At 56.0% G+C, this 21,421-nt stretch carries 21 protein-coding genes; 6 read left to right on the top strand and 15 right to left on the bottom strand.

Translation table 11 applies throughout. The features are described from left to right. The first annotated feature begins 40 nt into the window (after nucleotides 1-40). From K6L24_RS10785 to K6L24_RS10775, 3 genes are read left to right on the top strand one after another with little or no spacing between them, the layout of a single operon-like run. Nucleotides 41-1,474, top strand: coding sequence for an SrfA family protein (locus K6L24_RS10785; RefSeq protein ID WP_118664106.1), 1,434 nt, complete (start codon nucleotides 41-43; stop codon nucleotides 1,472-1,474). After that, a complete protein-coding gene (locus K6L24_RS10780) occupies nucleotides 1,474-4,458 on the top strand; it encodes a virulence factor SrfB (protein ID WP_187509136.1) in 2,985 nt (994 codons plus the stop codon). The genes K6L24_RS10785 and K6L24_RS10780 overlap by 1 nt, the downstream gene beginning before the upstream one ends. Further along, nucleotides 4,455-6,845 carry a virulence factor SrfC family protein gene (locus K6L24_RS10775; RefSeq protein WP_222681439.1) on the top strand — a complete coding sequence of 797 codons (2,391 nt, stop codon included), beginning with the start codon at nucleotides 4,455-4,457 and terminating at the stop codon, nucleotides 6,843-6,845. The genes K6L24_RS10780 and K6L24_RS10775 overlap by 4 nt, the downstream gene beginning before the upstream one ends. On the opposite strand, the gene K6L24_RS10770 is transcribed toward K6L24_RS10775, so the two are convergent. From K6L24_RS10770 to K6L24_RS10745, 6 genes are all read right to left on the bottom strand, one after another. Beyond that, the gene (locus K6L24_RS10770) at nucleotides 6,842-7,126 is read right to left on the bottom strand and encodes a barstar family protein (RefSeq protein WP_062743231.1); all 285 of its coding nucleotides are present in this window, start codon (nucleotides 7,124-7,126) and stop codon (nucleotides 6,842-6,844) included. The genes K6L24_RS10775 and K6L24_RS10770 overlap by 4 nt on opposite strands. A 1-nt stretch (nucleotide 7,127) precedes the next feature. Further along, nucleotides 7,128-7,598, bottom strand: coding sequence for a ribonuclease domain-containing protein (locus K6L24_RS10765; protein ID WP_062743230.1), 471 nt, complete (start codon nucleotides 7,596-7,598; stop codon nucleotides 7,128-7,130). 82 nt (nucleotides 7,599-7,680) lie between these two features. Further along, complete coding sequence (locus K6L24_RS10760) at nucleotides 7,681-8,598, bottom strand: sugar ABC transporter substrate-binding protein (RefSeq protein ID WP_137269357.1); 918 nt, start codon at nucleotides 8,596-8,598, stop codon at nucleotides 7,681-7,683. A gap of 395 nt (nucleotides 8,599-8,993) precedes the next feature. Then, the gene (locus K6L24_RS10755; protein ID WP_222681438.1) at nucleotides 8,994-9,440 is read right to left on the bottom strand and encodes a DUF421 domain-containing protein; all 447 of its coding nucleotides are present in this window, start codon (nucleotides 9,438-9,440) and stop codon (nucleotides 8,994-8,996) included. A gap of 12 nt (nucleotides 9,441-9,452) precedes the next feature. Next, on the bottom strand, nucleotides 9,453-9,962 hold the full coding sequence (locus K6L24_RS10750; protein WP_062743227.1) for a hypothetical protein: 510 nt from the start codon (nucleotides 9,960-9,962) through the stop codon (nucleotides 9,453-9,455). 61 nt (nucleotides 9,963-10,023) lie between these two features. Then, nucleotides 10,024-10,416, bottom strand: a complete 393-nt coding sequence (locus tag K6L24_RS10745; RefSeq protein ID WP_222681437.1) for a YgiW/YdeI family stress tolerance OB fold protein — start codon at nucleotides 10,414-10,416, stop codon at nucleotides 10,024-10,026. Nucleotides 10,417-10,711: 295 nt separating this feature from the next. Between K6L24_RS10745 and K6L24_RS10740 the strand changes: the two genes are divergently transcribed. The 3 genes from K6L24_RS10740 (at nucleotide 10,712) to K6L24_RS10730 (ending at nucleotide 13,238) form a co-directional block, all read left to right on the top strand. Further along, a complete protein-coding gene (locus K6L24_RS10740) occupies nucleotides 10,712-10,924 on the top strand; it encodes a DUF2767 family protein (RefSeq protein WP_062743225.1) in 213 nt (70 codons plus the stop codon). A gap of 84 nt (nucleotides 10,925-11,008) precedes the next feature. Next, nucleotides 11,009-11,509, top strand: a complete 501-nt coding sequence (locus tag K6L24_RS10735; protein WP_062743224.1) for a CinA family protein — start codon at nucleotides 11,009-11,011, stop codon at nucleotides 11,507-11,509. A gap of 1,432 nt (nucleotides 11,510-12,941) precedes the next feature. Beyond that, nucleotides 12,942-13,238, top strand: a complete 297-nt coding sequence (locus K6L24_RS10730; RefSeq protein ID WP_137269359.1) for a hypothetical protein — start codon at nucleotides 12,942-12,944, stop codon at nucleotides 13,236-13,238. A 315-nt stretch (nucleotides 13,239-13,553) separates the two neighbouring features. Here the strand turns inward: K6L24_RS10730 and K6L24_RS10725 are convergent, their stop codons facing one another. The 9 genes from K6L24_RS10725 to K6L24_RS10685 all read right to left on the bottom strand — a co-directional run bounded on the left by K6L24_RS10725 (nucleotide 13,554) and on the right by K6L24_RS10685 (nucleotide 21,417). Beyond that, a complete protein-coding gene (locus K6L24_RS10725; RefSeq protein WP_137269360.1) occupies nucleotides 13,554-14,510 on the bottom strand; it encodes an AEC family transporter in 957 nt (318 codons plus the stop codon). A 44-nt stretch (nucleotides 14,511-14,554) separates the two neighbouring features. Continuing rightward, nucleotides 14,555-15,574, bottom strand: a complete 1,020-nt coding sequence (locus K6L24_RS10720) for an AI-2E family transporter (protein ID WP_062743222.1) — start codon at nucleotides 15,572-15,574, stop codon at nucleotides 14,555-14,557. A gap of 75 nt (nucleotides 15,575-15,649) precedes the next feature. Continuing rightward, complete coding sequence (locus K6L24_RS10715) at nucleotides 15,650-16,282, bottom strand: methionine ABC transporter permease (protein ID WP_222939969.1); 633 nt, start codon at nucleotides 16,280-16,282, stop codon at nucleotides 15,650-15,652. A 23-nt stretch (nucleotides 16,283-16,305) separates the two neighbouring features. Next, a complete protein-coding gene (locus tag K6L24_RS10710) occupies nucleotides 16,306-17,097 on the bottom strand; it encodes a methionine ABC transporter ATP-binding protein (RefSeq protein ID WP_072277395.1) in 792 nt (263 codons plus the stop codon). A 1-nt stretch (nucleotide 17,098) separates the two neighbouring features. Further along, nucleotides 17,099-17,905: a MetQ/NlpA family ABC transporter substrate-binding protein gene (locus tag K6L24_RS10705; RefSeq protein WP_222681436.1), complete on the bottom strand. Its 807-nt coding sequence runs from the start codon at nucleotides 17,903-17,905 to the stop codon at nucleotides 17,099-17,101. Between the two features lie 13 nt (nucleotides 17,906-17,918). After that, a complete protein-coding gene (locus tag K6L24_RS10700) occupies nucleotides 17,919-18,947 on the bottom strand; it encodes an isopenicillin N synthase family dioxygenase (RefSeq protein ID WP_222681435.1) in 1,029 nt (342 codons plus the stop codon). A gap of 331 nt (nucleotides 18,948-19,278) precedes the next feature. Then, nucleotides 19,279-19,623 (bottom strand): helix-turn-helix domain-containing protein, encoded by a 345-nt coding sequence (locus tag K6L24_RS10695; protein ID WP_062743218.1) that lies wholly within the window; start codon nucleotides 19,621-19,623, stop codon nucleotides 19,279-19,281. A 255-nt stretch (nucleotides 19,624-19,878) separates the two neighbouring features. Next, nucleotides 19,879-20,334 (bottom strand): RrF2 family transcriptional regulator, encoded by a 456-nt coding sequence (locus K6L24_RS10690; protein ID WP_062743217.1) that lies wholly within the window; start codon nucleotides 20,332-20,334, stop codon nucleotides 19,879-19,881. A 204-nt stretch (nucleotides 20,335-20,538) separates the two neighbouring features. Continuing rightward, the gene (locus K6L24_RS10685; RefSeq protein ID WP_222681434.1) at nucleotides 20,539-21,417 is read right to left on the bottom strand and encodes an NAD(P)-dependent oxidoreductase; all 879 of its coding nucleotides are present in this window, start codon (nucleotides 21,415-21,417) and stop codon (nucleotides 20,539-20,541) included. Between the last annotated feature and the right edge of the window lie 4 nt (nucleotides 21,418-21,421).

The raw sequence follows: 21,421 nt of genomic DNA, 5'->3' as shown, positions 1-21,421 counted from the left end.
CGCTTTTTACTCCCGAACTCTGACTATAAGGTCTCTTTGCGTGGCAAAAATCTTCTTACGCAGCGGTAATCTTGACGCTGTTCTCGCTCTGGGTGAGAACGGACAGCCGGTATATCTTTCGGCTTTGCAACTGCGCGAAACCCTGCGCCTGAGAAAACAGTCGCAGGTTGCCGACTGCCTGGCGATCCCGCAGCCTAACGACGCAGGCAACCGCCTGGACTGGTACTCCCCGGTGACCGGTAAGGTGACCTCCTGGGCCGCCGCCAGCAACAGCGCCCGCACTGCCGCGCTCAGTCAGCTGCAGGCCTGCCAGACCGCCATTGCGGAAATGGGTGAACGCGCCCAGCAGTCCGACAAACCCAGTCAGAAACTGTTTGGTGCGCTGCTGAATAAAGCCCTGCAGTTCCCTGACCAGAACTACGTGTATCTGGTGGGCGGCCAACCGGTGATCACTTTCTGGGGCTTTGTCAGCCTGGATAAAAAGTTCCGCCAGGACGTGTTCGACTGCCTGCAGATTGAAGAAGACGAGCCCAAACCGGGTCTGTCCCTGCTGGCCCCTGCCCCCGTGGCCACACCGTTGTCGGTTGCCGCTTCCGTCTCCCCGGTCATTGCGCCGCTGATTACGCCTGAACCCGTCGCAGCGGCGACGATCCCTGTTCCCCCGCCGGTGATTGTTACGCCGATGCCTGCGCTGAACATTATCGATGAGCCAGAAGATGAAACGGTGAATGACCCGGCCCCCGCGTCGGTGCCCGTGAAGCCCAAGGTGAATATCTGGCTGCGCTATGGCTGGGTAGTGCCGGCGGTAGCCCTGCTGGTGATCTTTGGTTTGCAGCTGAAAAAAGGCAGCGACAAACCGGCAGAAGTGGCACCGGATGCGCCGGTGGCCCGCGCACCACAGTCTGTCACCCCGGCGGTAGCGGCGGTCACGCCGGCTGTTACCCCGGCGGTCGCCCAGCCTGCCCCGGCCGCAGAGGTTAAACCAACAACCTTACCGCTGGCCGCAGCGGTGATTGCTCCGGTCGCCCCTGCGGCGGCACCTGCGCCTGCACCCGCCGAAGAAACCGTCGCGGAGGCACGTCCCGTTGCCCGTGACGATCTGGTACTGCCGGGCGATGCAGTCAAACTGGGTTCAACCAAATTCCTTAACGGCAGCTGGCGCGTGCTGGTGCAGAAAAACCTGCCGACCGGCACCCCGCCAATGCTGAAATATCAGCTGAAGAATGGTAAAGGCACCGCGCGCATTACCCAGGGAGACGGCGTCAGCTGTAAGGTCGAGGTCTTCGCCGGACTGATGTCTTCCGGTAACCTGGTAATTAACAGCCGTACTAAAGCGCGCTGCAGCGATGGCTCCCGCTATCAGATGCCGGAGCTGGTATGTAAACAGGGTCTGACCGGCCCTGCCGAGTGCAGCGGCAGCTATAACGCCGATACGGTGCTGCCGATGACCATGAAGCGTGAGAGTAAATCATAATGCTGGCGACAATTGCGGATTTTAAACCAAACATGACGCTGGTGCAGAACAGCGGCGTCCAGTTCCTCGACTTTGCCCTGATACCGGATCTCAATGCTGACTGGCCGGGCAAATTTGTCCGGCAGACGGCCAACGGCCCCCTGCTGCGCCTGAATTATCATGCGCAGACAGGGAAATACCTGCTGCCGCAGGCTGCGGGCAGCACGCCAGAAGTGGTGAAGCCCGAGTTCAGCTTCCCACTGGCTCAGTCACTGACGCTGCTGAACGGCCAGTGGCTGCCACTGCCGTTTTTCCGCTTTAACCCGCCGCGAACGTTTATCGGCGGCCCGGATAACTGGGCGCGCGTGCGCGTGGTGGCGCTGGATAAACCGGACGCCAGCGGTAACAGCCACCGTGTGGTGCTGGCATTCGATACCAAAGTCTGGGCGGATGGCGAAGATGAGTCGCTGGCCCTGAATGAAAATGATGTGAAAAATGGTGTCAGCTTCGCGCTGGCGCACCGCAGCGATGAGCTGGGAGAATTCCTCGACCACACCTGGGTGGACGGCTGGCTGCGTGAGGCCTTTACTCAGGCGGCGTCGGCGCTGGAACTGCGCCCACAGACCAATATTAAAGCCGCCCTGCGTGAGTTTGAATATCAGGCGCACTATCTGAATATTCTGCACCTGCTGGGGCAGCAGCTTTTGGTGCCTGAGCTCAAAATCAGTGCAGCGACGCTGCAGGAACCCGCGATTGCGGTCGACCTGATCCTCGATGTGGGTAACTCCCACACCTGCGGCATTATGGTGGAAGATCATGTCGACGATCATCAGGGCCTGAAACACACCTACGAATTACAGATGCGGAATCTCAGTGAGCCGCATCAGCTGTATAACGAACTGTTTGAAAGCCGCGTGGAATTCGCCCAGGCCACCTTCGGTAAGCAAAACTTTTCGCTGGAAAGCGGCCGCGATGATGCCTTCATCTGGCCGTCGATCACCCGGGTAGGACGTGAAGCGGGCCAGCTGGCTCTCCAGCGGCTGGGAACCGAAGGGGCCACCGGCCTTTCCAGTCCGCGCCGCTATCTGTGGGATGAAGAAAGTTATACCCCCGGGTGGCGTTTCAGCCGCACCCCTGGCAATCTGATGCAGGAACCGCTGGCCACCGCGCTGCCGCTGACCTATCTGATCAATGATGAAGGCCAGCCTCTGTACACCATTCCGCTGGAAGAACGCCTGCCGGTGTTTGCCCCGCATTACAGCCGCAGCTCGGTGATGAGCCTGATGCTTTCAGAACTGCTGGCGCAGGCGCTGCTGCAGATGAACAGCCCGTTACAGCGGCAGAAGATGCTGCACAGCAGCGCGCCGCGCCAGCTGCGCAATATTATCCTTACCCTGCCGTCAGCCATGCCGAAGCCGGAGCGGGAGATCTTCCGTCGCAGGATGCTGGAGGCCATCGCCCTGGTGTGGAAATCAATGGGCTGGCACCCGATGGATGACGACTTCACCCGCGCGGAAGATAAAGCGAAAAGCAGCGTGCCGGTTCCCGATGTGCAGATGGAGTGGGATGAAGCCACCTGCGGCCAGATGGTCTACCTGTATAACGAAACGCAGGTTAACTTTGGTGGCCGTGCTGAAGCCTTCTTTGCCAGCATGGCGCGCCCGGATCGCGCCCGCGCTGCCGATGAACCGGCAGGTAAAACCCTGCGTATCGCGTCGATTGATATTGGTGGCGGCACCACTGACCTGGCGATCACGCAGTACCGCCTGGACGATGGCGTGGGCAATAACGTAAAAATCATGCCCCGCCTGCTGTTCCGCGAAGGCTTCAAGCTGGCGGGTGACGATATTCTGCTGGATGTGATCCAGCTGTATGTGCTGCCTGCTTTACAGGCCGCCTTTAAACAGGCAGGCATGGTCAACCCGGAAGCGGTGATGACCCGGCTGTTTGGACACGAAGGCCGTCTTGACGGGCACTCCACGCTGCGGCAGCAGGTGACGTTACAGATCTTTATTCCGTTAGGTCAGGCGATTCTCGAAGCTTATGAAACGTTCGACCCGCTTGATTTGACTGCTGAAATTGATGCCCGTTTCGGTGAGCTGCTGGCACAGGCACCCACAGAAAAACTGCTCGACTACATCAACCGGGAGATCCAGCGCGAACTGCCGGGTGAAGCGAAAGGCTTTGATATCCTGACAGTGCCGCTGATTGTTCGCCTCAGCAAGCTGCACGCCGAGTTCCTGTCGCCGCGCATGAATATCACCCACAGCCTGCGGTCCATGTCAGAGGTGGTGGCGGTATACGACTGCGACGTGCTGCTGCTGACCGGTCGCCCGTCACGCTTCCCCGGCGTGCAGGCGCTGTTCCGCCACCTGCAGCCGCTACCGGTAAGCCGTATTCTGTCGCTGGATGGTTATCACACCAATGACTGGTACCCGTTTAATAAGCAGGGAAAAATCGAGAACCCGAAATCCACGGCGGCAGTGGGTGCGATGCTCTGCCTGCTGTCGCTCGATCTGCGTCTTGCCAACTTCTGGTTTAAGGCCGGTGATTTCCAGCCCTACTCCACCATTCGTTATCTGGGAATGCTGGACGGTACGGGCGCGCTGACGGCTGACAACGTCTGGTACAGCGATATCGACCTGGATCAGCAGAGTTTTACCCTCGATGTACGCAGCCGCTTTCAGGTGCGGGGGGCGATTACCCTCGGTTTCCGTCAGCTGGACAACGACCGCTGGCCCGCCTCGCCGCTCTATACGCTGACCATCGTAGACCCACAGCTGGCGCGCAGTGTCGCCGGCGATAAAGTGTTACGCATCAAACTGGCGGTCAGTCGTCCGTTTGGCGAGTTTGGCCCGGAACGATTTGATATCGCCGATGCCATCCTGGATGATGGCAGCCAGGTGCCACTCGAGCACCTGCGCCTGCGCCTGAATACGCTGGCCAGCGGGGCCTCGGGAATGGCGCATTACTGGATTGACAGCGGGAGCGTCTTTAAGAAATGAAATCTCTCAATAAAATCCTGACCGCACAGGCCAATAAAAAACGTGATGCCCTGACGCAGGGCATTGAGCAGGCGCTGACCTGGCTGGACGTCAACCGTCAGCAGGCCCCGCGTCTGAATATGGAAGCCGACCGTCTGGCGATCAAACTGCTTCGCCAGCACAATCACGCCAGTGTACTCGCACGCATTACGCCACAGAACTGCGCCATCGGGCTGTTTGGCCTGGCGCAGGCGGGCAAGTCTTATCTGATCAATGCGCTTGCCGCCAGTGAAAAGGGCCGTATGGAATGCGCGCTGGGCAACAGCGTGCTGGATTACACCAGCCAGCTTAATCCTCAGCAGCATACTGCCAACCTGGTACAGCGTTTCAGCGGGCAGCAGCAGAGCAGCGACAGCAGCTGGCCGGTTCAGCTGGATCTAATGACCGAATGTGAACTGGTCGCGGTGCTGACGCTGCAGTACGCGCAGCGCGGTGGGGATGTTGCCGCGCCGCTGGACGAATCTCAGTTGGGAGACCGGGTGCAGAACGTGGCCATGTACCGCCAGCCAGACCCGGTGGACGGTATCAACCGGCATCAGATGGTCGCGCTGTGGGACGGCCTGAATATCAGCCTGGCACGCAGCAGTGCGCTGGACAGCCACTTCTGGCCGCAAGCCGTCGAACTGGCACCGATGCTGGGCGTGGACGATCGCGCCCGCCTGTTCTCTCTGTTATGGGGGGAAGATCGCCAGCTCACCGCCCTTTACCGTCAGCTGGCGCACGTCCTGCATCATCTTTCCTGCGTGACGCAGGTGCTGGCGCCGTTAAGCGTGCTGGATGAGCCCTCCTACAGCCTGCTGAACAGCACGGGTGTCAGCCAGTTTAACGCCACAGCCGACCTGACATTGCAGGTCGTACCGCGTCATGCCGGCCGCAGCCTGGCCCCCGTCAGCGTGGCGCTGGCGGAACTGACCCTGTTAAGCCGGGAAGTCCTGCTGCCCCTGTACAGCGCGCCGCGTGAGGCGTTGTTCAGTGAGGTCGATCTGCTCGACTTCCCGGGCTTTATTGATTTAACCGTGCTGCCAGATGATGAGCAGCATGAACTGGCGCTGGAGTTTTTACAGGCCCGGCGTCCCTTCCTGTTGCAGCGTGCCGCTGTTGAACAGGATGTCACCCATCTGCTGGTGTGCAGCGCCTCGGCGCACCGCAATGAAACCCGCCGCACTGGCCGCCTGCTCGACTTCTGGGTAAAACAGACTCAGGGGGAAACCACCGCGCTGCGCAGCGGGCGTAAACCGGGGTTGATCTGGGCCATGACACCGTTCGATCAGCGGATCACCCATGGTCATAATCATGATGCGGCAGTTCAGCGCTTCGTGGGTAACCCTGGCGATGCCTGGGGAGCGATGCTGGCGATGGATGAAAAAGGCGTTCAGCGCATGGCCGGGTATCTGGTCAATGAGGTGCGTGCTGACAGCAAGCTTGGCCGTATTGCGGCCCAGCGCGTGGAGATCCAGCGTGAGCTGTGTGACAACCTGCTTGGGCGCTGGTATCAGGCGGCCGAAGGTGAAGATCCGGCGGAGCGTCTGCGCATCGCCGAAACGCTGCTGAAAGCCCTGCAAACCCGCACCGGGGTTCATGGTGAGTTGTTGGAGCGGCTGGTGCCGGTTCGCGATACTCTGCGTCACCTGTTCCTGCAGCGCCAGCTCCGTACCGAACGGACGGCCGCCGATGAATACAGCATCAGCGAAGACGATCCTTTCGGCATCGGCATGACCATTGATCTGTTGAGCGACGAGCCGCTGACGGCCGTACAGACCAGCTATCACAGCGTGCCGGCCGTCGACCAGGAGGCGGAATTCGCGCAGAGTGTCTATCGTCACTGGGTTAATCAGTTGCGCCTGCTGCCGGACAACGCACCGCTGCTGGAGTTGCTGGGCGTCAGCAAACCCACGCTGGAGATGCTGACCGAGGAGCTGATCACCGCCAGCGTCCGTCAGGAGCTGGAAGGCGCGCTGGTGCGGGTGCTGGCAGACAGCGATGCTCAGGGGCTGCCTGCCGAACAGATCGCCGACCGTCAGGTTTCACGGGCGCTCAGTGTGCTGGGGGATTTTGTCGCCTGGCTGGGCTTCCAGCAGTTGCCGGAGGCCCAGCGTCCGGACAGCCGTATCAATCGCGGGCAGAAGATCTTTGCCAAGCCGGAGGCGCAGACCGTTAACCTTGGCCCGGGACAGCGCCTGACGCGCCTGGCGTTGAAGCCCAACAACCATGCCGCTTTTTACATTTACGACTGGCTGGTGGGGCTCAATGAGATGATTGTGCAGAATGCCGGATATGCGGCGTCGCGCGAAATCAGTCAGGAACAGCGCGAGAAACTGGCGCAGATATTAAAACTGATCCGTCGTTAATCCCCGCAGGCCGGGGTGCTGACGCGAACGCTGAAGGCACCACCGGTTTCCTCTTCGGCCTCCTGCATCACCTGCAGGATCCGCAGCAGCGCTGTCTGCTGCGGATGAGCGTCGAGGTGGCGCAGTGTAATACGCACCGGTAATGGAATGCCTGCCGTTAACATATCCCACAGCGCATCCAGATTGTCACCGAAATAACACAGGTCAAACTTGCGCGCGAACTGTCGGTAAAACTCACCGGCACTGCCGATATGTTGTAAATCAAACGTCACCATTTGCATCTCAGTTCACCTGTTGAAAGTGACGATAGTGATCGCGGGTCAGGTAAATCAGACCGTCGCTGGAGTAGAGCAGGCGATCCGTACCGCGTCGCCCGCAGGCGTAGTTAACGTCCGCCTCGAACCAGCGACGCCCGTTTTTCTGTGGCAGCCCCCCTTCCCGATTGCTGAAGCGATCGCCGCCGATCGCCCGCCCCGGCAGCACCTGACACAGATTGCCTTTCGACGGATCCCAGCCCTGCTGACGCGCTTCGCCTTTACGGATGTAGTAACCAGGAAGTTGCTGATGCTGACGCAGATAGTCGGCCACACGCTGCTGTTGCGTCAGCACGTCGATGTCATTGCTATCGCGCTGTGGCGCAGAAACCGACGCTGAAGGCCGGACGGCGGGCTTCTCCGACTGCCCATGTTCGCGCAGCCCGGCATAGCTGGCGACCAGCGCCAGGAGGGCGGCAATTATTAATTTTTTGTTCATGGGCGCAGTTTAGCAAATGCTGGACGGCAGGCGTAGAGCTAAACGCAGCGGCCTCGTCGGGAGGCCGCCCGTCAGGAAGGGATTATTTGTCCGCGTACTGCTTCATGTTTTGCGGCGTCACCAGTTCGAACGGGATCCAGTGATAGGATTCCACCTTCTCCCCTTTTATCATGCGCTGGGCCACCGCCACCGAGGCTTTACCCTGACCAACGGCATCCTGGAAAACCGTCACCTGCATTTTGCCGGAGGCCATGGCTTTCAGGCCATCCGGTGTCGCATCGATGCCACCAACCAGCACGCTGCCCTTTTTCTTACCCGACTGGTCGAGCGCCATGATGGCCCCGATCGCCATCTCATCATTGTTAGCCGCGACGATGTCGATTGCTTCACCGTTGGTGATCCAGCTCAACATCAGATCCATACCCTCGCTGCGGGAGTAATTCGCCGTCTGTTTCTGTACCACTTTCATTTTCGGGTATTTGGCCACCACCTGCTCCACATCACGGGTGCGCTGCAGTGCGCCCGCGTCGCTGAGGTTACCAATCATCACGCCGACATTGCCCTGATAATTGGCCAGACGCGCCAGCGCTTCCATTTGCAGGGTACCCGACTGTTTTTCATCGGAGCCGACAAACACCACGCCCGGCGGTAGCGTCTTATCACCAGGCGTGCGGTTAACATACACCAGCGGAATCTTTGCCTGACTGACCAGTTTTGTCATGGCCGGTGTTCCGGCAGAGTTCACCGGATCGACAATAATGGCATCCACCCCGGCGCTGATAAAGGCCTGTACCTGATCCGTCTGGCGGCCCACATCCCCGCGCGCATCTTCGAACTGCACGGTGATGCCACGCGCCTGGGCTTCTTTATCGATAGCCTGGCGGATAATCGTCAGGAAGTTCTGATCGAAATAGGCCATCGACACACCTATGGTTTCCGCCATGACGGACGGTGAGCAGCTTAGCGCCGCGACAAGCAGCAGTTTTTTTATCGTTTTCATGATTATCTCCAGAAGCAGCAACGTATCTGCGGCTGGAAAAATGAAATGCTACAACCGCCTGTCGAGAATAATGAAATAAATGATTTTTCAGCAATCGAAATTTAACGGAATCGTAACATTCGTCACGCTTTGTGAAAGGGAAAAAGACGGTGAAAATATTTATTGCGAGCGGACTGGCGCTTTTGCTACCTGAGACTATTCTTACGCCCGGGATCGTTGCTGGTTCCGTTAATGGTGCAGATTATACCACCCGGTGTATACCGGGTATTTTTTTCACCTTCCCCTCTCCTCCCTCTCTGCCGTTGACTGCATGCTGCCAGGCTTAATAAACGGAAAACCGCCTGTCGATCCGCCGTCTTTACAGGCAGGTGAACGTTAACCGTCCTACAAAGGCCTTACTGGTCAAAGGGGATGATGGATATATGGCCGTTCTTCTCCAGGATGGCGAATTTAATTTTGGCTATTTCATATACCCCCTGATTCGTCCGGGCAGACACTAAAATATCATCCAGCGTTATTCCGGACTTTTTCAACTTATTGTCCAGCACTCTGCCATTTTCCACCAGAATAACCGGAGAACCGTCGAGCAGATAATCAAACCATCCGGTCTTTTTCTTGATATAGCCCAGCGTGATGTCCAACACCACCAGGGTAATAATGGTCAGGGCTGCTCCGGTAACCGAAAAGTCATCGCCCAGTAGCGCCTGCTGTGTCGCCTCGCTGATAATCAGCAGCAGGATCAGGTCGAATGATGTCATCTGCAGCAGCGCCCGCCTGCCGGCGATTCTGAAGACAATCAGCAGGATAAAGTAGATCCCCACGGCACGAAGTACGGTTTCCATATTCTGCTCCTGTTACGGATAGATCAGCTGAAACAGGGTCACGGGGTCATTGCGATCAACGCGAAAGGTTGCGCGGCCCACTCCGGCCTGACGGGGCTGCAAACCGATCCACAGCGTATGGGGATGTTGCGCATCGGTGGCGGGATATTCGAGAATAAGCTGGTTGTCACGGCTGTAAGCACGCTGCGGGCGGGGATTCAGCGTAAGCACTTCATAGCGATCCATAAAATCACCGCCCAGCGTCAGGGTAGAGACGGAAGCGCCGCTTCCCTGCCAGGTGATTTTCATATCCATATCGCTGATGATCCGGCCAAAGCGTTCATATTCGACGCTAAGATTGCCGGCGCGATCCTGCGCCACACCGTCGCTAAGATAGCCTTTAGAAAAAACGCCGAGCGTACCTGCGAAGGTAAAGATGAAAAGGAACAGGGTGCCCCAGGCCCTGATTTTTTGCTCAACAGCTATCCAGCGTGGACGTTCATCAACGCCGCGTGGTGTGACGGGGGCATTTTTGTCTGTCATGTCATCACCTGTCAGGGGAGCTGCGCATCAGCCGGCAGTGTTGGCCCTACCAGCCGCTATATCAGGGTTCATCCAGGCGCTCTACCTTGAGGGCGGTGTTTTTGCCCTGCCCCTCAGTCCGGCCGCTGATCCTGACTAAATCGGACGCATTATACGTCCTCTCTTTCCACACTTTCTGGTCGATGGTCACCGGAAGCGATCCGGATTTATCTCTGAAGGTGTAGCGATCGCCTGAATGTTTTTCAACGATGTTGCCTTCCAGCGTGACCCAACTGCCTTCTTTCAGATCGCGCAGGGTTTTAACCTGACTTTCAGTCGTATCCTCCGTGCCCTTGTAGCCGGCATCCTGCTTGTGAGCCGGCGGTGCTTTCTCGCCCGACTCAAAGCCGCCTTTTTCTGCCATTGCGGAACCGGTTATCGCTAATAACACTGCCGCTAAGATAACTGATTTCATTGTTCCTCCTTGGTATTTGAGAATTAAGCCTGGCACAGGCAAGCGAAACTGAAATGCATCCGGCAGGGATATTTGCTCTGCTCTTACTGATTTAAGAAAAATCTTAATTTATTTTACGCGGAAAAATTACGCCGCCGGCGTAATGGCTGAATCCACAATAAGGTTTATTTAGCGCTTCGCTACCGTTCGGTTACGCTGTTTATTTTATTTCGCCCTGAACGCATTTATTTCTGCAAGGCCACCGCCGTTGTCTACAATGAAAAAGGTATGAAAACGGTCTCAATGAGGAAGCCCGATGAAAAGAGATGTGCTTAGTGAAGAATATTATGATGAGGTGTGTCGCGTGATTGGTGACGCTGTGATTGTGCTGGCGGAAGACGGGAGAAATACCCAGCGCAGCACAATCACCGACCTGTTACAGCAGACCCGCCAGTTAAGGTCGGATGCTGACCGCGAAGAGCAAAAGGTGCTGGAACATGCCATCCGCCTTATCAAACCGACGCCTTAACAGGACAATTAACCCTTCCATTTATAAGACCGGGCTACTCACCAGCCAGCATCAGAGTGGCCTTGATTGTTTATAAGGAGTCCTATGGATCAACAACTGTTACAGGCTGCCGACACGTTAGGCTCCCTGTTGAAGAAAAAAGAATTGCGGCTGGCGACGGCGGAGTCCTGCACTGCCGGTCTGGTCGCCATGTCACTCGGCGCAGCATCTGGCAGCAGTGCGTTTTTTACCTCGGGGTTTGTCACTTATTGTGATTCTGCTAAACACCGCATCCTCAACGTCCGTGAAGACACCCTGAAAAAGCACAGTGCCGTGAGTGAAGAAACTGTCAGGGAGATGGTTGTGGGCGCACAGCATTTGTCGGGCGAAGCCGTGAGTCTGGCTATCAGTGGTTATGCAGGCCCGGACGGCGGAGACGATGGCACCCCCGCCGGCACGGTGTGGTTTGCATGGGGGTTACCCGGTGAGCGGACCGTCGCCGAGGTTCAGGCGATCGCGGGGCCACCTGAAACAGTGATCCATACCGCCGCGTTATATGCGCTGCGCAGACTGACGGCACTGCTGAGTGCCGATCCGCCTCAGTGACGGGCTGTTCCTGACAGCCGCATTAATAACGATGTGGCAATGACTGAAAATAAGGTCGTCAGTTTCTCCCTGATCCCCCCTTCTCTACCCGCTCTCTGACGCTTAGCCGCCCGGCTCGCCCGGGTGCATCTCTTTCGGGATATAACGCTTTATGGTTAAGCTGTCAGCCCGGCATAAAAAGAGGAAGACACACTGGCCGGATCCTTCTGAGAACAGGGGCTGATGATATAATGTGTAATTGATGTATGATTATTTCTATTATGCATATATTTAACTGGGTTGCTGATATGCGTAACAGGTTACTCTTATAATTAAAGTTTGTAGCGTTATACAACTTAACGTTGGATAAATAATAGGTATAGTTTCCCTGGTCAGGCTGGCTTCAGTGTTGAGGGTATGGCCAGCCCGCATCCAGGCCAAAGTAGGACATTGCACAAGTCACTATAAAGTATAATAATATTGAGCCGAACAGACCTATTGCTGTATATTCAAGCAATTTTGAATATCTCATTAATCGCATAAAATCCCCTTAGAAATACTGGTTGCGTGAAACAAAAATAATATGTTACCGGTAAAGCAGCAAGCACTAAACCGCATTATCTCTGAAAGAAATGTTACTCAACGTTTCATGTAAATAGTCTTTTTCAATGCAACTTAAACGAAAAAAAAGAGACAAAGGTATCAATTTCTTTAATTGCAAATATATAGATAATCACCGTTATAAATAAAGTGAGGATTTATTCACAATAAAGACTGATAAGCGACAGATGCATGAAGAGGCTGACTGATGCAGGAAAACCATCGGCTAATGATGGCGAAAGCGGTAATCTCATAATGTATCAGTCACCAAAGCTGAGAGGCTTACAATGTAGTGATTAACTCATTTCGCGGACCTCTGCTCATTACAGGCAGCACTCAGTGCCAACAGTAAAACATTGAGATTTTCATAACCCTATCCCCTTACCTCAGTGTGGTGACAGTCCTGTAGCATGACTTATTGATCAAGTAGCAAGAAAACCAGTCCTCATGCGTTACTACTGATTATTTATCAGGATTCCTATTTTAATTCATAAGTGTATATTAACTATTGGGGTTTCCCACATGGCAAGATAAAACGGAATTTCAATGAAAAAAATCACAGCAATCCTTTTGGTCACAGTTCTCGGTATCATGTCTGCATCAGCATTCGCATGCCCTAAAGGCCAACATCCTCACGGAGGAACAGGTTCACATCATAAGGGTGGCTACTGTTCTTAGCTGATGGGTAGGAAGAAAAGTTCACATCGGAGTGAGTGAACCTGGGATTATTAAACCGCTTTTAGTTGTGACTCTGAAAGCGGTTTAAAAAGTGAGGTTGACACTGAATATCTTTTTTGCAATTAGCCTACTGAATCATCTTCTGTAAACTGCCCCCTATATAAAAGGTTGCATAATGAACAACGGGAACGATGAAAAATTTCGCTTATATATGAGTAGTGGTAAGAAAGAGATGGAACAGTTAGCGTCTGCGTGCAAAATCGTAAGTGAAAGTATTAATAATCGATTACGTAACTCTGCTGACCCCAGACCTTTGATCAATCCCGTTCAGGTCTACGTCTCTTCTTACTCAGAGGGGCAAACAGAATCTCATTCTCACATCTGGATAGCAGTTAACTCTTCATGGGAGATCGCAGAAAATGCGCGCTTCAATCTTGAAAGCATTGGATACAAAACAGGAAACATTGTTTGACCCTACAAGAGATAACATTTTTTCTCTGAAACGATTCTTAGGTAAGAGACTTTTATCGACTTAAGAACGGAAAAAATAAAATTTACTCTTTTTCAATTCCGGTGGTTCTCAGGCAGTCAGCGCCAGCCGTAGATGGTGATCTATAAAGTCCGTTTTAAGAGCGATGAACATCGTTCTGACTGAGTAACGCTGCCGAGTGTTTTATCTCAGCATATTCCCCGGCAATATCTCTATTTTTTCTAAGATAATCACGGAAATCGGGGTCTTGCAGTGGAGTTTTGCAGAAGCGCTTTCTGACCGTCAGGTTATCCTCACTTACCCATACACCCAGTCCATCGTCATCATCAGCACTGGGGTGGTTATTGCCGAAAAAAGCGTAGTCAGCAGCATGCTGGTCGCCGCAGGCCCGGTCAGCGCATTAAACTGCTGCGACATCAGATAGACGTTCACGCCCACGGACATAGAGGCCAGCAGAACCACCACTTTACTCTCCAGAGGGGGCAGCCCAATGATCCACGCCAGTCCCCACACTACCAGCGGCTGCACAATCAGTTTGATGGCGCTCAGCGCGTAGCTGATGGCCAGCCCCTCTTTAATGCGATACCCCGCCAGGCTCATCCCCAGCGCGACCAGCGCCAGCGGGACGGCAATCTGCCCCAGCATGCTGAGCGGCTGGTCGATAAATTCAGGTAATGGCAGACCGGTCAGACTGAACAGCGTGCCGGAAAGGATGCCGATAATTAGCGGATTTTTCAGTACGCTGATGGCCGTCTGGCCAAAGCCGCGCAGATTTAGGGCGCCATGCCGGAACCATTCCACCGATACCGTCGCCAGCGTCCAGAGGATCAGTCCGTTAAAGACCAGCACCAGGGCCACGGACGGGATGGCGGCATCGCCCAGCATCACCCGCGCAATCGGCAGGCCAAGCAGCACATTATTCGAAAAGATACCGCCCAGCGCAAAAACCGACCCGGATACGCCATCCAGCTTAAACAGCCGTGATGCCACCAGCCTGCCAAAGGCAAACACCAGCAGGCAGCCGCCAAAGAAAGCAATAAGCAAGCGGGCATCAACTGGCGGCCCGGCGGAAAAGTTACACATCAGTCGGAAAAGCATAGCGGGCAGAGCCACGCGGAACACCAGGCGGTTGATGGCGCTGGTGATGCTTTCCGGCCACTGACGCCAGCGCACCAGCAGCCAGCCCAGCCCAATCAGCACGAACAGCGGCAGAGCAATCAGGATTTGATGGAACAGCGTGGCCAGCAAAGACATGGGAGTTTTCCGTCAGGGCCGGTATCAGCCGGCCAGAAATCGCGTTAAATCAGTCTCGACGCGCGCAGTTCCGCCTTCAGATAGGCGTAATACACCGGTGCCGCTACGACACCGGCGAGGCCAAAGGCCGATTCAAACACCAGCATTGCCAGCAGGATCTCCCAGGTTTTGGCGCTGATGCGGCTGCCGAAGATACGCGCATTAATGAAGTATTCCAGCTTGTGGATCAGCACCAGATAGATCAGGGCAATCAGCGCCGCCTCCAGCGAGATGGAGAGACCGATCAGCACAATCACCGTATTCGAGATCAGATTACCAATGATGGGCAACAGTCCGGCGATAAAGGTCAGTACCACTACGGTTTTGGCAAACGGGAAATGCAGACCAAACAGCGGCAGCACGCCAAACAGAAAACCGCAGGTGAGAACCGTGTTGACCAGCGAGACCTTGATCTGGGCAAACACCACGTTATGGAACGCCGCCGCCAGGGTGGTCAGGCGGTCTAACATGGCCTGCTTTAACGGCGCTTCCGGGCGCACGCCGCTGCTGATGCGTAGCGAAATGATCGCCCCCAGAAGCATGCCGATCAGCATGGTGGCAAAGGTGTGGGCGGCACTGCGGCCGAAGGTTTGCACCACCACCAGATGTTCGCGCAGCCACGCGACGACCTGATTTTGTAACTCGTCGATATCGGAAGGCAGATAGCGGGTTATCACCGGTGACAGCGTGTGCTGGGCATCTTCAAGCAGTTTGCTGGCCGTGGCGTGAAACGCGGCGGGATTCTGGAAGTCATGTAGCAGGAAGCCGATCAGTTTGGTGATGCCGGTCACCAGCGACAGAATAATTACCACGCTGAGGAACATAATGCTGATCCAGCGGGCGATCGGCCCCTTTACCAGCCGCTCCACCAGTGGCGTCAGTGCCAGGATGGTTTCATAAACGATAAAACCTGCCAGAAAGCAGGGCAACAAACGCAGCGGGAAGATGGCAAACAGCGCAATAAAAATCAGCCCATAGCTGGTTGCCTGACATAACTGCGCCCGATTAACGTTCCGTATTTCCATGACCTGTCCTGTCCGAAAGGAAAAAAGTGAAGCGAATTCAGACAGTATACTATGCGGACAGGGATTTTTGCTGAATTAACGGCGATGAGCCAGACGCCGAACGAGCCAGTCACCGGCCATCTGAACCCCCTGCACCATCAGCACCAGCATCACCACGGTCGCGATCATGACCGGCTGATTAAAGCGTTGATAGCCGTAGCGGATCGCCAGATCCCCCAACCCACCGCCGCCGATCACTCCGGCCATGGATGAAAAGCCAATCAGCATCACCAGCGTCAGCGTCATCCCGGCCAGCAGCGCCGGCAGTGCTTCCGGCAGCAGCACCTTACTGACCACATGCCAGCCGCTGCCACCCATGGACGCCATCGCTTCAATGCGGCCCTTGGGCACCTCATCCAGTGCATTTTCAACGATACGGGCAAAAAACGGGATAGCCCCCAGCGCGATCGGCACCACGGCAGCACTGCTGCCGAGCGTCGTACCGACAATCAGGCGGGTTAACGGGATCAGGGCGATAAGTAGCACCACAAACGGCAGTGAGCGTCCGATATTGACGACAGTTCCCAGCACGGCATTAAGGCGCGGTAACGGTAAAATGCCGTCGTGACGGGCCACTTTCAGCAGCACCCCTAACGGCAGGCCAATAAGCAGCGTAAACAGACCGGCCAGTGAAACCATATACAGGGTTTCCAGCGTGGCCGCCGACATCAGCGACCAGAGTTCATCCAGATTCAGGCTACCGCGCACAGTTCACCTCCGTGAATACCGTGACGCTGCAGGAAATGCCGTTCAGCGGCAGGGTCGTGAAGCAGCGCGTTGCGCAATACCGAGTCCGGCTGACGCAGCAGTGTACTCAGCGCCCCGCTCTCGACGATCCTGCCCCCCTCCAGCAGCGCAGCGCGATCGCAGATCGCCTTCACCACGTCCAACTGATGGGTGATCATCACGATGGTCAGTCCGAACTGCTGATTAATCTCCTGCAACAGCGCCAGCACCGAGGCAGTGGTTTCAACATCCAGCGCACTGGTTGCCTCATCGCACAGCAGGTAGTCCGGCCTGGCCGCCAGCGCACGGGCAATGCCTACGCGCTGCTGCTGTCCACCGGAAAGCTGGGAGGGAAACGCCTCAGCTTTATCACTCAGCCCCACCAGGGCCAGTAACTCTGCCACGCGCGCCCGCCGCCCGGCGGATTTCATCCCGGCTATTTCCAGCGGTACGGCCACGTTACCCGCCACACTGCGCGAATGCAGCAGATTAAAATGCTGGAAGATCATACCGCTGCGCAGCCGCTGCCGGCGCAGCGCAGACTGACTCAACCCGGTAATATCCAGACCGTCGACACGGACCTGCCCGGCGTCCGGCCGTTCAAGCAGATTAAGGCAGCGGATCAGGGTGCTCTTTCCCGCCCCGCTGCGGCCGAGAATGCCAAAAATCGAGCCGTCCGGTATGGTCAGCGAAACATTATCCAGCGCCGGAGGATGGTCCGGATGATAGCGGCGGGTGACATTCTCAATCTCAATCATCTTATTGCCCCGCCACCGGGATCACCGAGCCTTTGTAGGTCTGCTGTATGTAATCAGCGACCTGCTTCGACTGGAGATCTTTAGCCAGTTGCCGGATGCGCGGGTCGTTCGCCAGCTTCGGCGTGGTGACCAGGATATTGGCGTACGGATTATTCTTCGCTGATTCCAGCCCCAGCGCGTCTTTCGCCGGTGTCAGCCCCGCCTCCAGCGCATAGTTACCGTTAATAACGGCCAGATCGACATCGTCCAGCGCCCGGGGGATCTGCGGGGATTCCACTTCCAGGATTTTCAGCTGCTTAGGATTGGTGGCAATATCTTTCGGCGTGGCCTGGTCTTTTGCCGGGCCACTGAACCCCGGTTTCAGCGTGATCAGCCCCTGGCTTTGCAGCAGATAGAGGGCGCGGCTGAGGTTGGTGACATTGTTTGGCACCGCCACGGTGCCCTTCTCAGGCACATCTTTCAGGCTTTTCACTTTACGCGAATAGATTCCCAGCGGTTCAATGTGCACCGTGGCCGCGACGGTAAACGTCTGCCCCAGGGCCTTTTCCTGATCGCGCAGGTAAGGCACATGCTGGAAATAGTTGGCGTCCACGTCTCCGTGTGCCAGCAGTTCATTGGCGTTGATACCGCTGGTCAGCTCAATGACTTTGATATCCAGAGTCGGGTCGATTTTTTTCACGTAATTAAGAATTTCAGCGTGCGGGACGGCGTCGGCCGCCACGCGTAGCGGTTCAGCCGCCTGAGCAGAAAAAGCCAGTGTCAGCGATAACGCGATCCCTGCCAGAGAAAATGAAGCCTGAGGTGTCATGGTGTTTCCTTGTTTAAGCCGTATATTGAGGTTGTTGTTGTAATTCCTGATACCAGCGGGCTGCCACGTCAGGATGGGAGCGCAACCGGCCTTTCAGGTAGTTCCAGCCGACATCACGCAGCAGCGGATTGAGCGGGTCGCTGGCCGGGCCCTGTGCCAGCCGGGCAATTTCTTCCGGCAGCGTAAAGACCGGCACGACGGCATCCAGCTGTGCGCCAAGGAAAAACGCAATGGACAGGCGATCCTGGTCGTTGGGCGGTGATACCACACGGTGCACGGTAGCGCGCAGGTAACCATTGCTGGCCAGTTCCAGCAGCTCACCAATATTCACCACAAATGCGCCCTGCAGAGGCAGCGCATCCACCCAGCGATCCGGCTCGACCTCCACCTGTAATCCGCGCTGCTGATCCTGTAACAGGAAGCTGAGGAAGCCGGAGTCTTTGTGAGCGCCGACGCCCTGACGGGTCGTTTCTGTGGTCTGCCCGGGATAGCGGATCAGCTTGATATGCTCGTTGGGCTTTTCACCGTAAAGCGCATCAAAGGCATCCGGCGACAGTTCCAGCGCCTGAGCAAAAGCACGCAGCAGCCGCTGGGACATGGTGGTCATTTCCTGTTGCCAGTGCAGCAGCGTCGGTTTGAGTTCGGGCAAAGCCTCTGGCCACAGATTCGGCCCCTGCAGGCGTTTCCAGCCCGCCTCCCCCTTTTGCAGCGGCAGTGCGGGACGTTCTGCACCAATATCAAACTGTTCACGCCAGTCTGGCTGACTGCGCGTGACCTCCGAACCTGCCCGGTTATAACCGCGAAAATGCGGCGAGTGGATCATCGATACCCGCTCTTTGTCTTCCTCCGGTAGTGCAAAAAACTGCCGGGACAGCTGCTGTACGCGTGCCGACAGCTGTTCATCTACCCCGTGATTGATCAGATAGAAAAAGCCCACCTCGCGCGCCGAGCGGCTGAGCTTTTGCAAAAAGGCTTTCTGCTGTGCGGCATCACCGTCGAGCTGGGCGAAATCAAGGATCGGTAATGAGGTAATCTGGCTCATGGAAACTCCGTAACAGGGTTTATGACACGCGGCGAAAGGTCGGGCGGTCAAGGGCGAGCGGCAGGCGCTCCGGCTGACAGAGGGAATATTCCCTTTTTTGCGCGGCAGGTAAAATATCAATAGTGGCAAAGGTTGGCACAATCGCAGATAACGTCTGTCTGCAATTCGAAATGCAGGAATGTTATTTTCTTTTGGCGCGGGAAGCGCGCACAGTGTGAAGAGGTACTGAACGTAGTAATGACTGGCTGCGGGGGATTGAGAGTGTTTGGGACGTGTGGCTGGCGCAGGCGGATAGGTGAATATCCGCCTGCGTCGCAGGGGAATGCAATGGTCAGGCCGCGTGCGCGGCGATCTGAACCTGACGGCGCCATGCCCCCGGCGACTGGCCAAACTGACGTTTGAAGCTGCGGTTGAAGGACTGCTGTGAGTCAAAACCAAAGCTGATCGCCACATCCAGAATCGGCTCACCGCCCCGGGCGAGGCGTTCAGCGGATTTTTTCAGACGGCGTTCACGAATATACTCACCCAGCGCGTAGCCGGTGTGCTGTTTAAACATACGTTGCAGGTGCCACTTGGAGTAGCCAGCGCGTGCGGACACGGTGTCTAAGTCCATCTTCCCTTCAATGTGCGTATCGATCCACATTACGAGATCGTTAATAAAATCATCATGGCTCATCGGACTTCCCCTGAATGGATTAAGGCAATAATGTCACTAGCGTGCCTGTTGTTCTGACCAGGTACGCCCCTAAAGAGTAACTTTGACGAATGCACTTAATAACGGTAAGGCAGGCATCGTTTTAATGCAAGTTTTATTGTTGCATTAAGTGCGATCGGCGGGCGATTCAGGGCATCGGTGGACATGACTGGCGGGAAAGATTAAGGGGGACTATTTCCCCTGCGCGCAACACGCACAGGGGAAATCAGGCAACACTCAGGAGGCGCAGCGCTGATCGGGATGAACTTCGTTACGCTGCATTATCTCACGCAGTGCGTCGGCAACGGTACGGCGAGCGAGCACATCAAGGGAAGCCTGTTCGGCTTCTTTGGCCAGCTGTTTGAAGTACCAGCAGGCATTGGCGCTGACGACACAGAGTGCCGGAACGTCCGGGCGACCGGCCATCAGTGGTTTATCTTCTATCACTGAGGTGTAGATATCGCAGAGCGTTATCTGGTCTGCCGGACGGCCAAGGCGCGTTGTCCCGCAGCGGCCGAGCGTTGAGACAATAATCCCGTCACGTGTCAGTGGCACCATCATCTTGCGCACGAAACTGGGGTTAGCATCCAGCCCATCGGCGAGAATTTTACTGGTGCAGCGCCGTCCCTCGCTATCCGCCTTAGCGATACACAGCACCATTTGCATGGCGGTAGGAAAACGAATATCAAGCATGATGTGATCCTTGCTTTTTTCGGCTCATCAGAGAACGAATCACTACAATAAAAAGCATTAAAAATCAGTCAACTATAAAATACATGAGTTTGATAATATAACAAACTTAGAGACCATTTTGAAGCCATGCACTAAGCAGTACGGGCTATTGAGGATATCATGATGATTTGCAGGGAATTATAAACCCTCCCTGCCCGCTTTCTTTTACGCTTTTTTATGCTGATCGTGCAGATAGCGATAGACAACCGACAGATCCTTGCTGCCGTATCCGGCATCAACCGCCCCCTGCCATTGCGTAGCGATGGTCTGCAGAACCGGCAGGGTACTGGCACCCGCAGCGTCCAGTGCCAGCCGCGCATCTTTCAACGCCCAGGTCAGCTGCATTTGCGGCGGGTACTCCCCGCTGGCGATCATGGCCAGTTTACCTTTCACATAAGGTGCAGCCAGCGGCCCGCCCTCCAGCACCTGCCAGAAATCATCGGGGGTAAATCCTAACTGCTGCGCCAGCCGGGTACTTTCCGCCACCCCCTGCATCACCGAAACCAGCCAGGCGTTAGCCACCAGTTTCATCTTCGACCCCGCCCCGGCCGCACCCAGCCACATTGCTCTTTTGGCGATGGCAGCAAACACGGGGTCAATGGCGGTCGCACGCTGACGATCGCCGCTGGCCAGCACGAGGATCTGTGCCTGTTCAGCCGGGGCTTTGGTGCCGGAAACAGGCGCATCCAGCAGCACCACGTCCGGACGTTTCTCCTGCACGCTGTCGATAAGCTGTTGCGTGGCATCAACGCCGATGGTTCCCATCTGGCACAGTACGGCCGAGGGCTTAAGATAAGGCAGAACATGCGCGCAGGTGGATAAGGTGATCGGCCCGTCGGAGAGCATGACCAGAATCACCCCGGCATCGGCTACGGCCTCTCCGGCGGTGTCACACAATATCAGGCCATCAGGGAGCAGATCTTCGCCGCGCTGACGCGTGCGGTTCCAGCCGTAAACCCGGAAGTTATTTTTGAGAAGATTGGCGGCAAAGGCGTGTCCCATCGCGCCCAGACCGAGCACGGCGACGGTAGGAAGTGAAGTCATGGGT

Origin of the sequence: Erwinia persicina (assembly GCF_019844095.1) — a bacterium.
Lineage (GTDB): Bacteria > Pseudomonadota > Gammaproteobacteria > Enterobacterales > Enterobacteriaceae > Erwinia > Erwinia persicina.
This window is presented reverse-complemented; position numbering and strand designations above follow the sequence as displayed.

Excerpts from the sequence above, each read along its gene's own strand:
- K6L24_RS10685 (WP_222681434.1), bottom strand. The coding sequence starts at position 21,417 with ATGACTTCACTTCCTACCGTCGCCGTGCTCGGTCTGGGCGCGATGGGA.
- K6L24_RS10740 (WP_062743225.1), top strand. The coding sequence starts at position 10,712 with ATGAAAAGAGATGTGCTTAGTGAAGAATATTATGATGAGGTGTGTCGC.
- K6L24_RS10720 (WP_062743222.1), bottom strand. The coding sequence starts at position 15,574 with ATGGAAATACGGAACGTTAATCGGGCGCAGTTATGTCAGGCAACCAGC.
- K6L24_RS10705 (WP_222681436.1), bottom strand. The coding sequence starts at position 17,905 with ATGACACCTCAGGCTTCATTTTCTCTGGCAGGGATCGCGTTATCGCTG.
- K6L24_RS10710 (WP_072277395.1), bottom strand. The coding sequence starts at position 17,097 with ATGATTGAGATTGAGAATGTCACCCGCCGCTATCATCCGGACCATCCT.
- K6L24_RS10745 (WP_222681437.1), bottom strand. The coding sequence starts at position 10,416 with ATGAAATCAGTTATCTTAGCGGCAGTGTTATTAGCGATAACCGGTTCC.
- K6L24_RS10765 (WP_062743230.1), bottom strand. The coding sequence starts at position 7,598 with ATGAACAAAAAATTAATAATTGCCGCCCTCCTGGCGCTGGTCGCCAGC.
- K6L24_RS10775 (WP_222681439.1), top strand. The coding sequence starts at position 4,455 with ATGAAATCTCTCAATAAAATCCTGACCGCACAGGCCAATAAAAAACGT.
- K6L24_RS10770 (WP_062743231.1), bottom strand. The coding sequence starts at position 7,126 with ATGCAAATGGTGACGTTTGATTTACAACATATCGGCAGTGCCGGTGAG.
- K6L24_RS10735 (WP_062743224.1), top strand. The coding sequence starts at position 11,009 with ATGGATCAACAACTGTTACAGGCTGCCGACACGTTAGGCTCCCTGTTG.
- K6L24_RS10750 (WP_062743227.1), bottom strand. The coding sequence starts at position 9,962 with ATGACAGACAAAAATGCCCCCGTCACACCACGCGGCGTTGATGAACGT.
- K6L24_RS10730 (WP_137269359.1), top strand. The coding sequence starts at position 12,942 with ATGAACAACGGGAACGATGAAAAATTTCGCTTATATATGAGTAGTGGT.
- K6L24_RS10780 (WP_187509136.1), top strand. The coding sequence starts at position 1,474 with ATGCTGGCGACAATTGCGGATTTTAAACCAAACATGACGCTGGTGCAG.
- K6L24_RS10715 (WP_222939969.1), bottom strand. The coding sequence starts at position 16,282 with ATGTCGGCGGCCACGCTGGAAACCCTGTATATGGTTTCACTGGCCGGT.
- K6L24_RS10690 (WP_062743217.1), bottom strand. The coding sequence starts at position 20,334 with ATGCTTGATATTCGTTTTCCTACCGCCATGCAAATGGTGCTGTGTATC.
- K6L24_RS10700 (WP_222681435.1), bottom strand. The coding sequence starts at position 18,947 with ATGAGCCAGATTACCTCATTACCGATCCTTGATTTCGCCCAGCTCGAC.
- K6L24_RS10755 (WP_222681438.1), bottom strand. The coding sequence starts at position 9,440 with ATGGAAACCGTACTTCGTGCCGTGGGGATCTACTTTATCCTGCTGATT.
- K6L24_RS10725 (WP_137269360.1), bottom strand. The coding sequence starts at position 14,510 with ATGTCTTTGCTGGCCACGCTGTTCCATCAAATCCTGATTGCTCTGCCG.
- K6L24_RS10695 (WP_062743218.1), bottom strand. The coding sequence starts at position 19,623 with ATGAGCCATGATGATTTTATTAACGATCTCGTAATGTGGATCGATACG.
- K6L24_RS10760 (WP_137269357.1), bottom strand. The coding sequence starts at position 8,598 with ATGAAAACGATAAAAAAACTGCTGCTTGTCGCGGCGCTAAGCTGCTCA.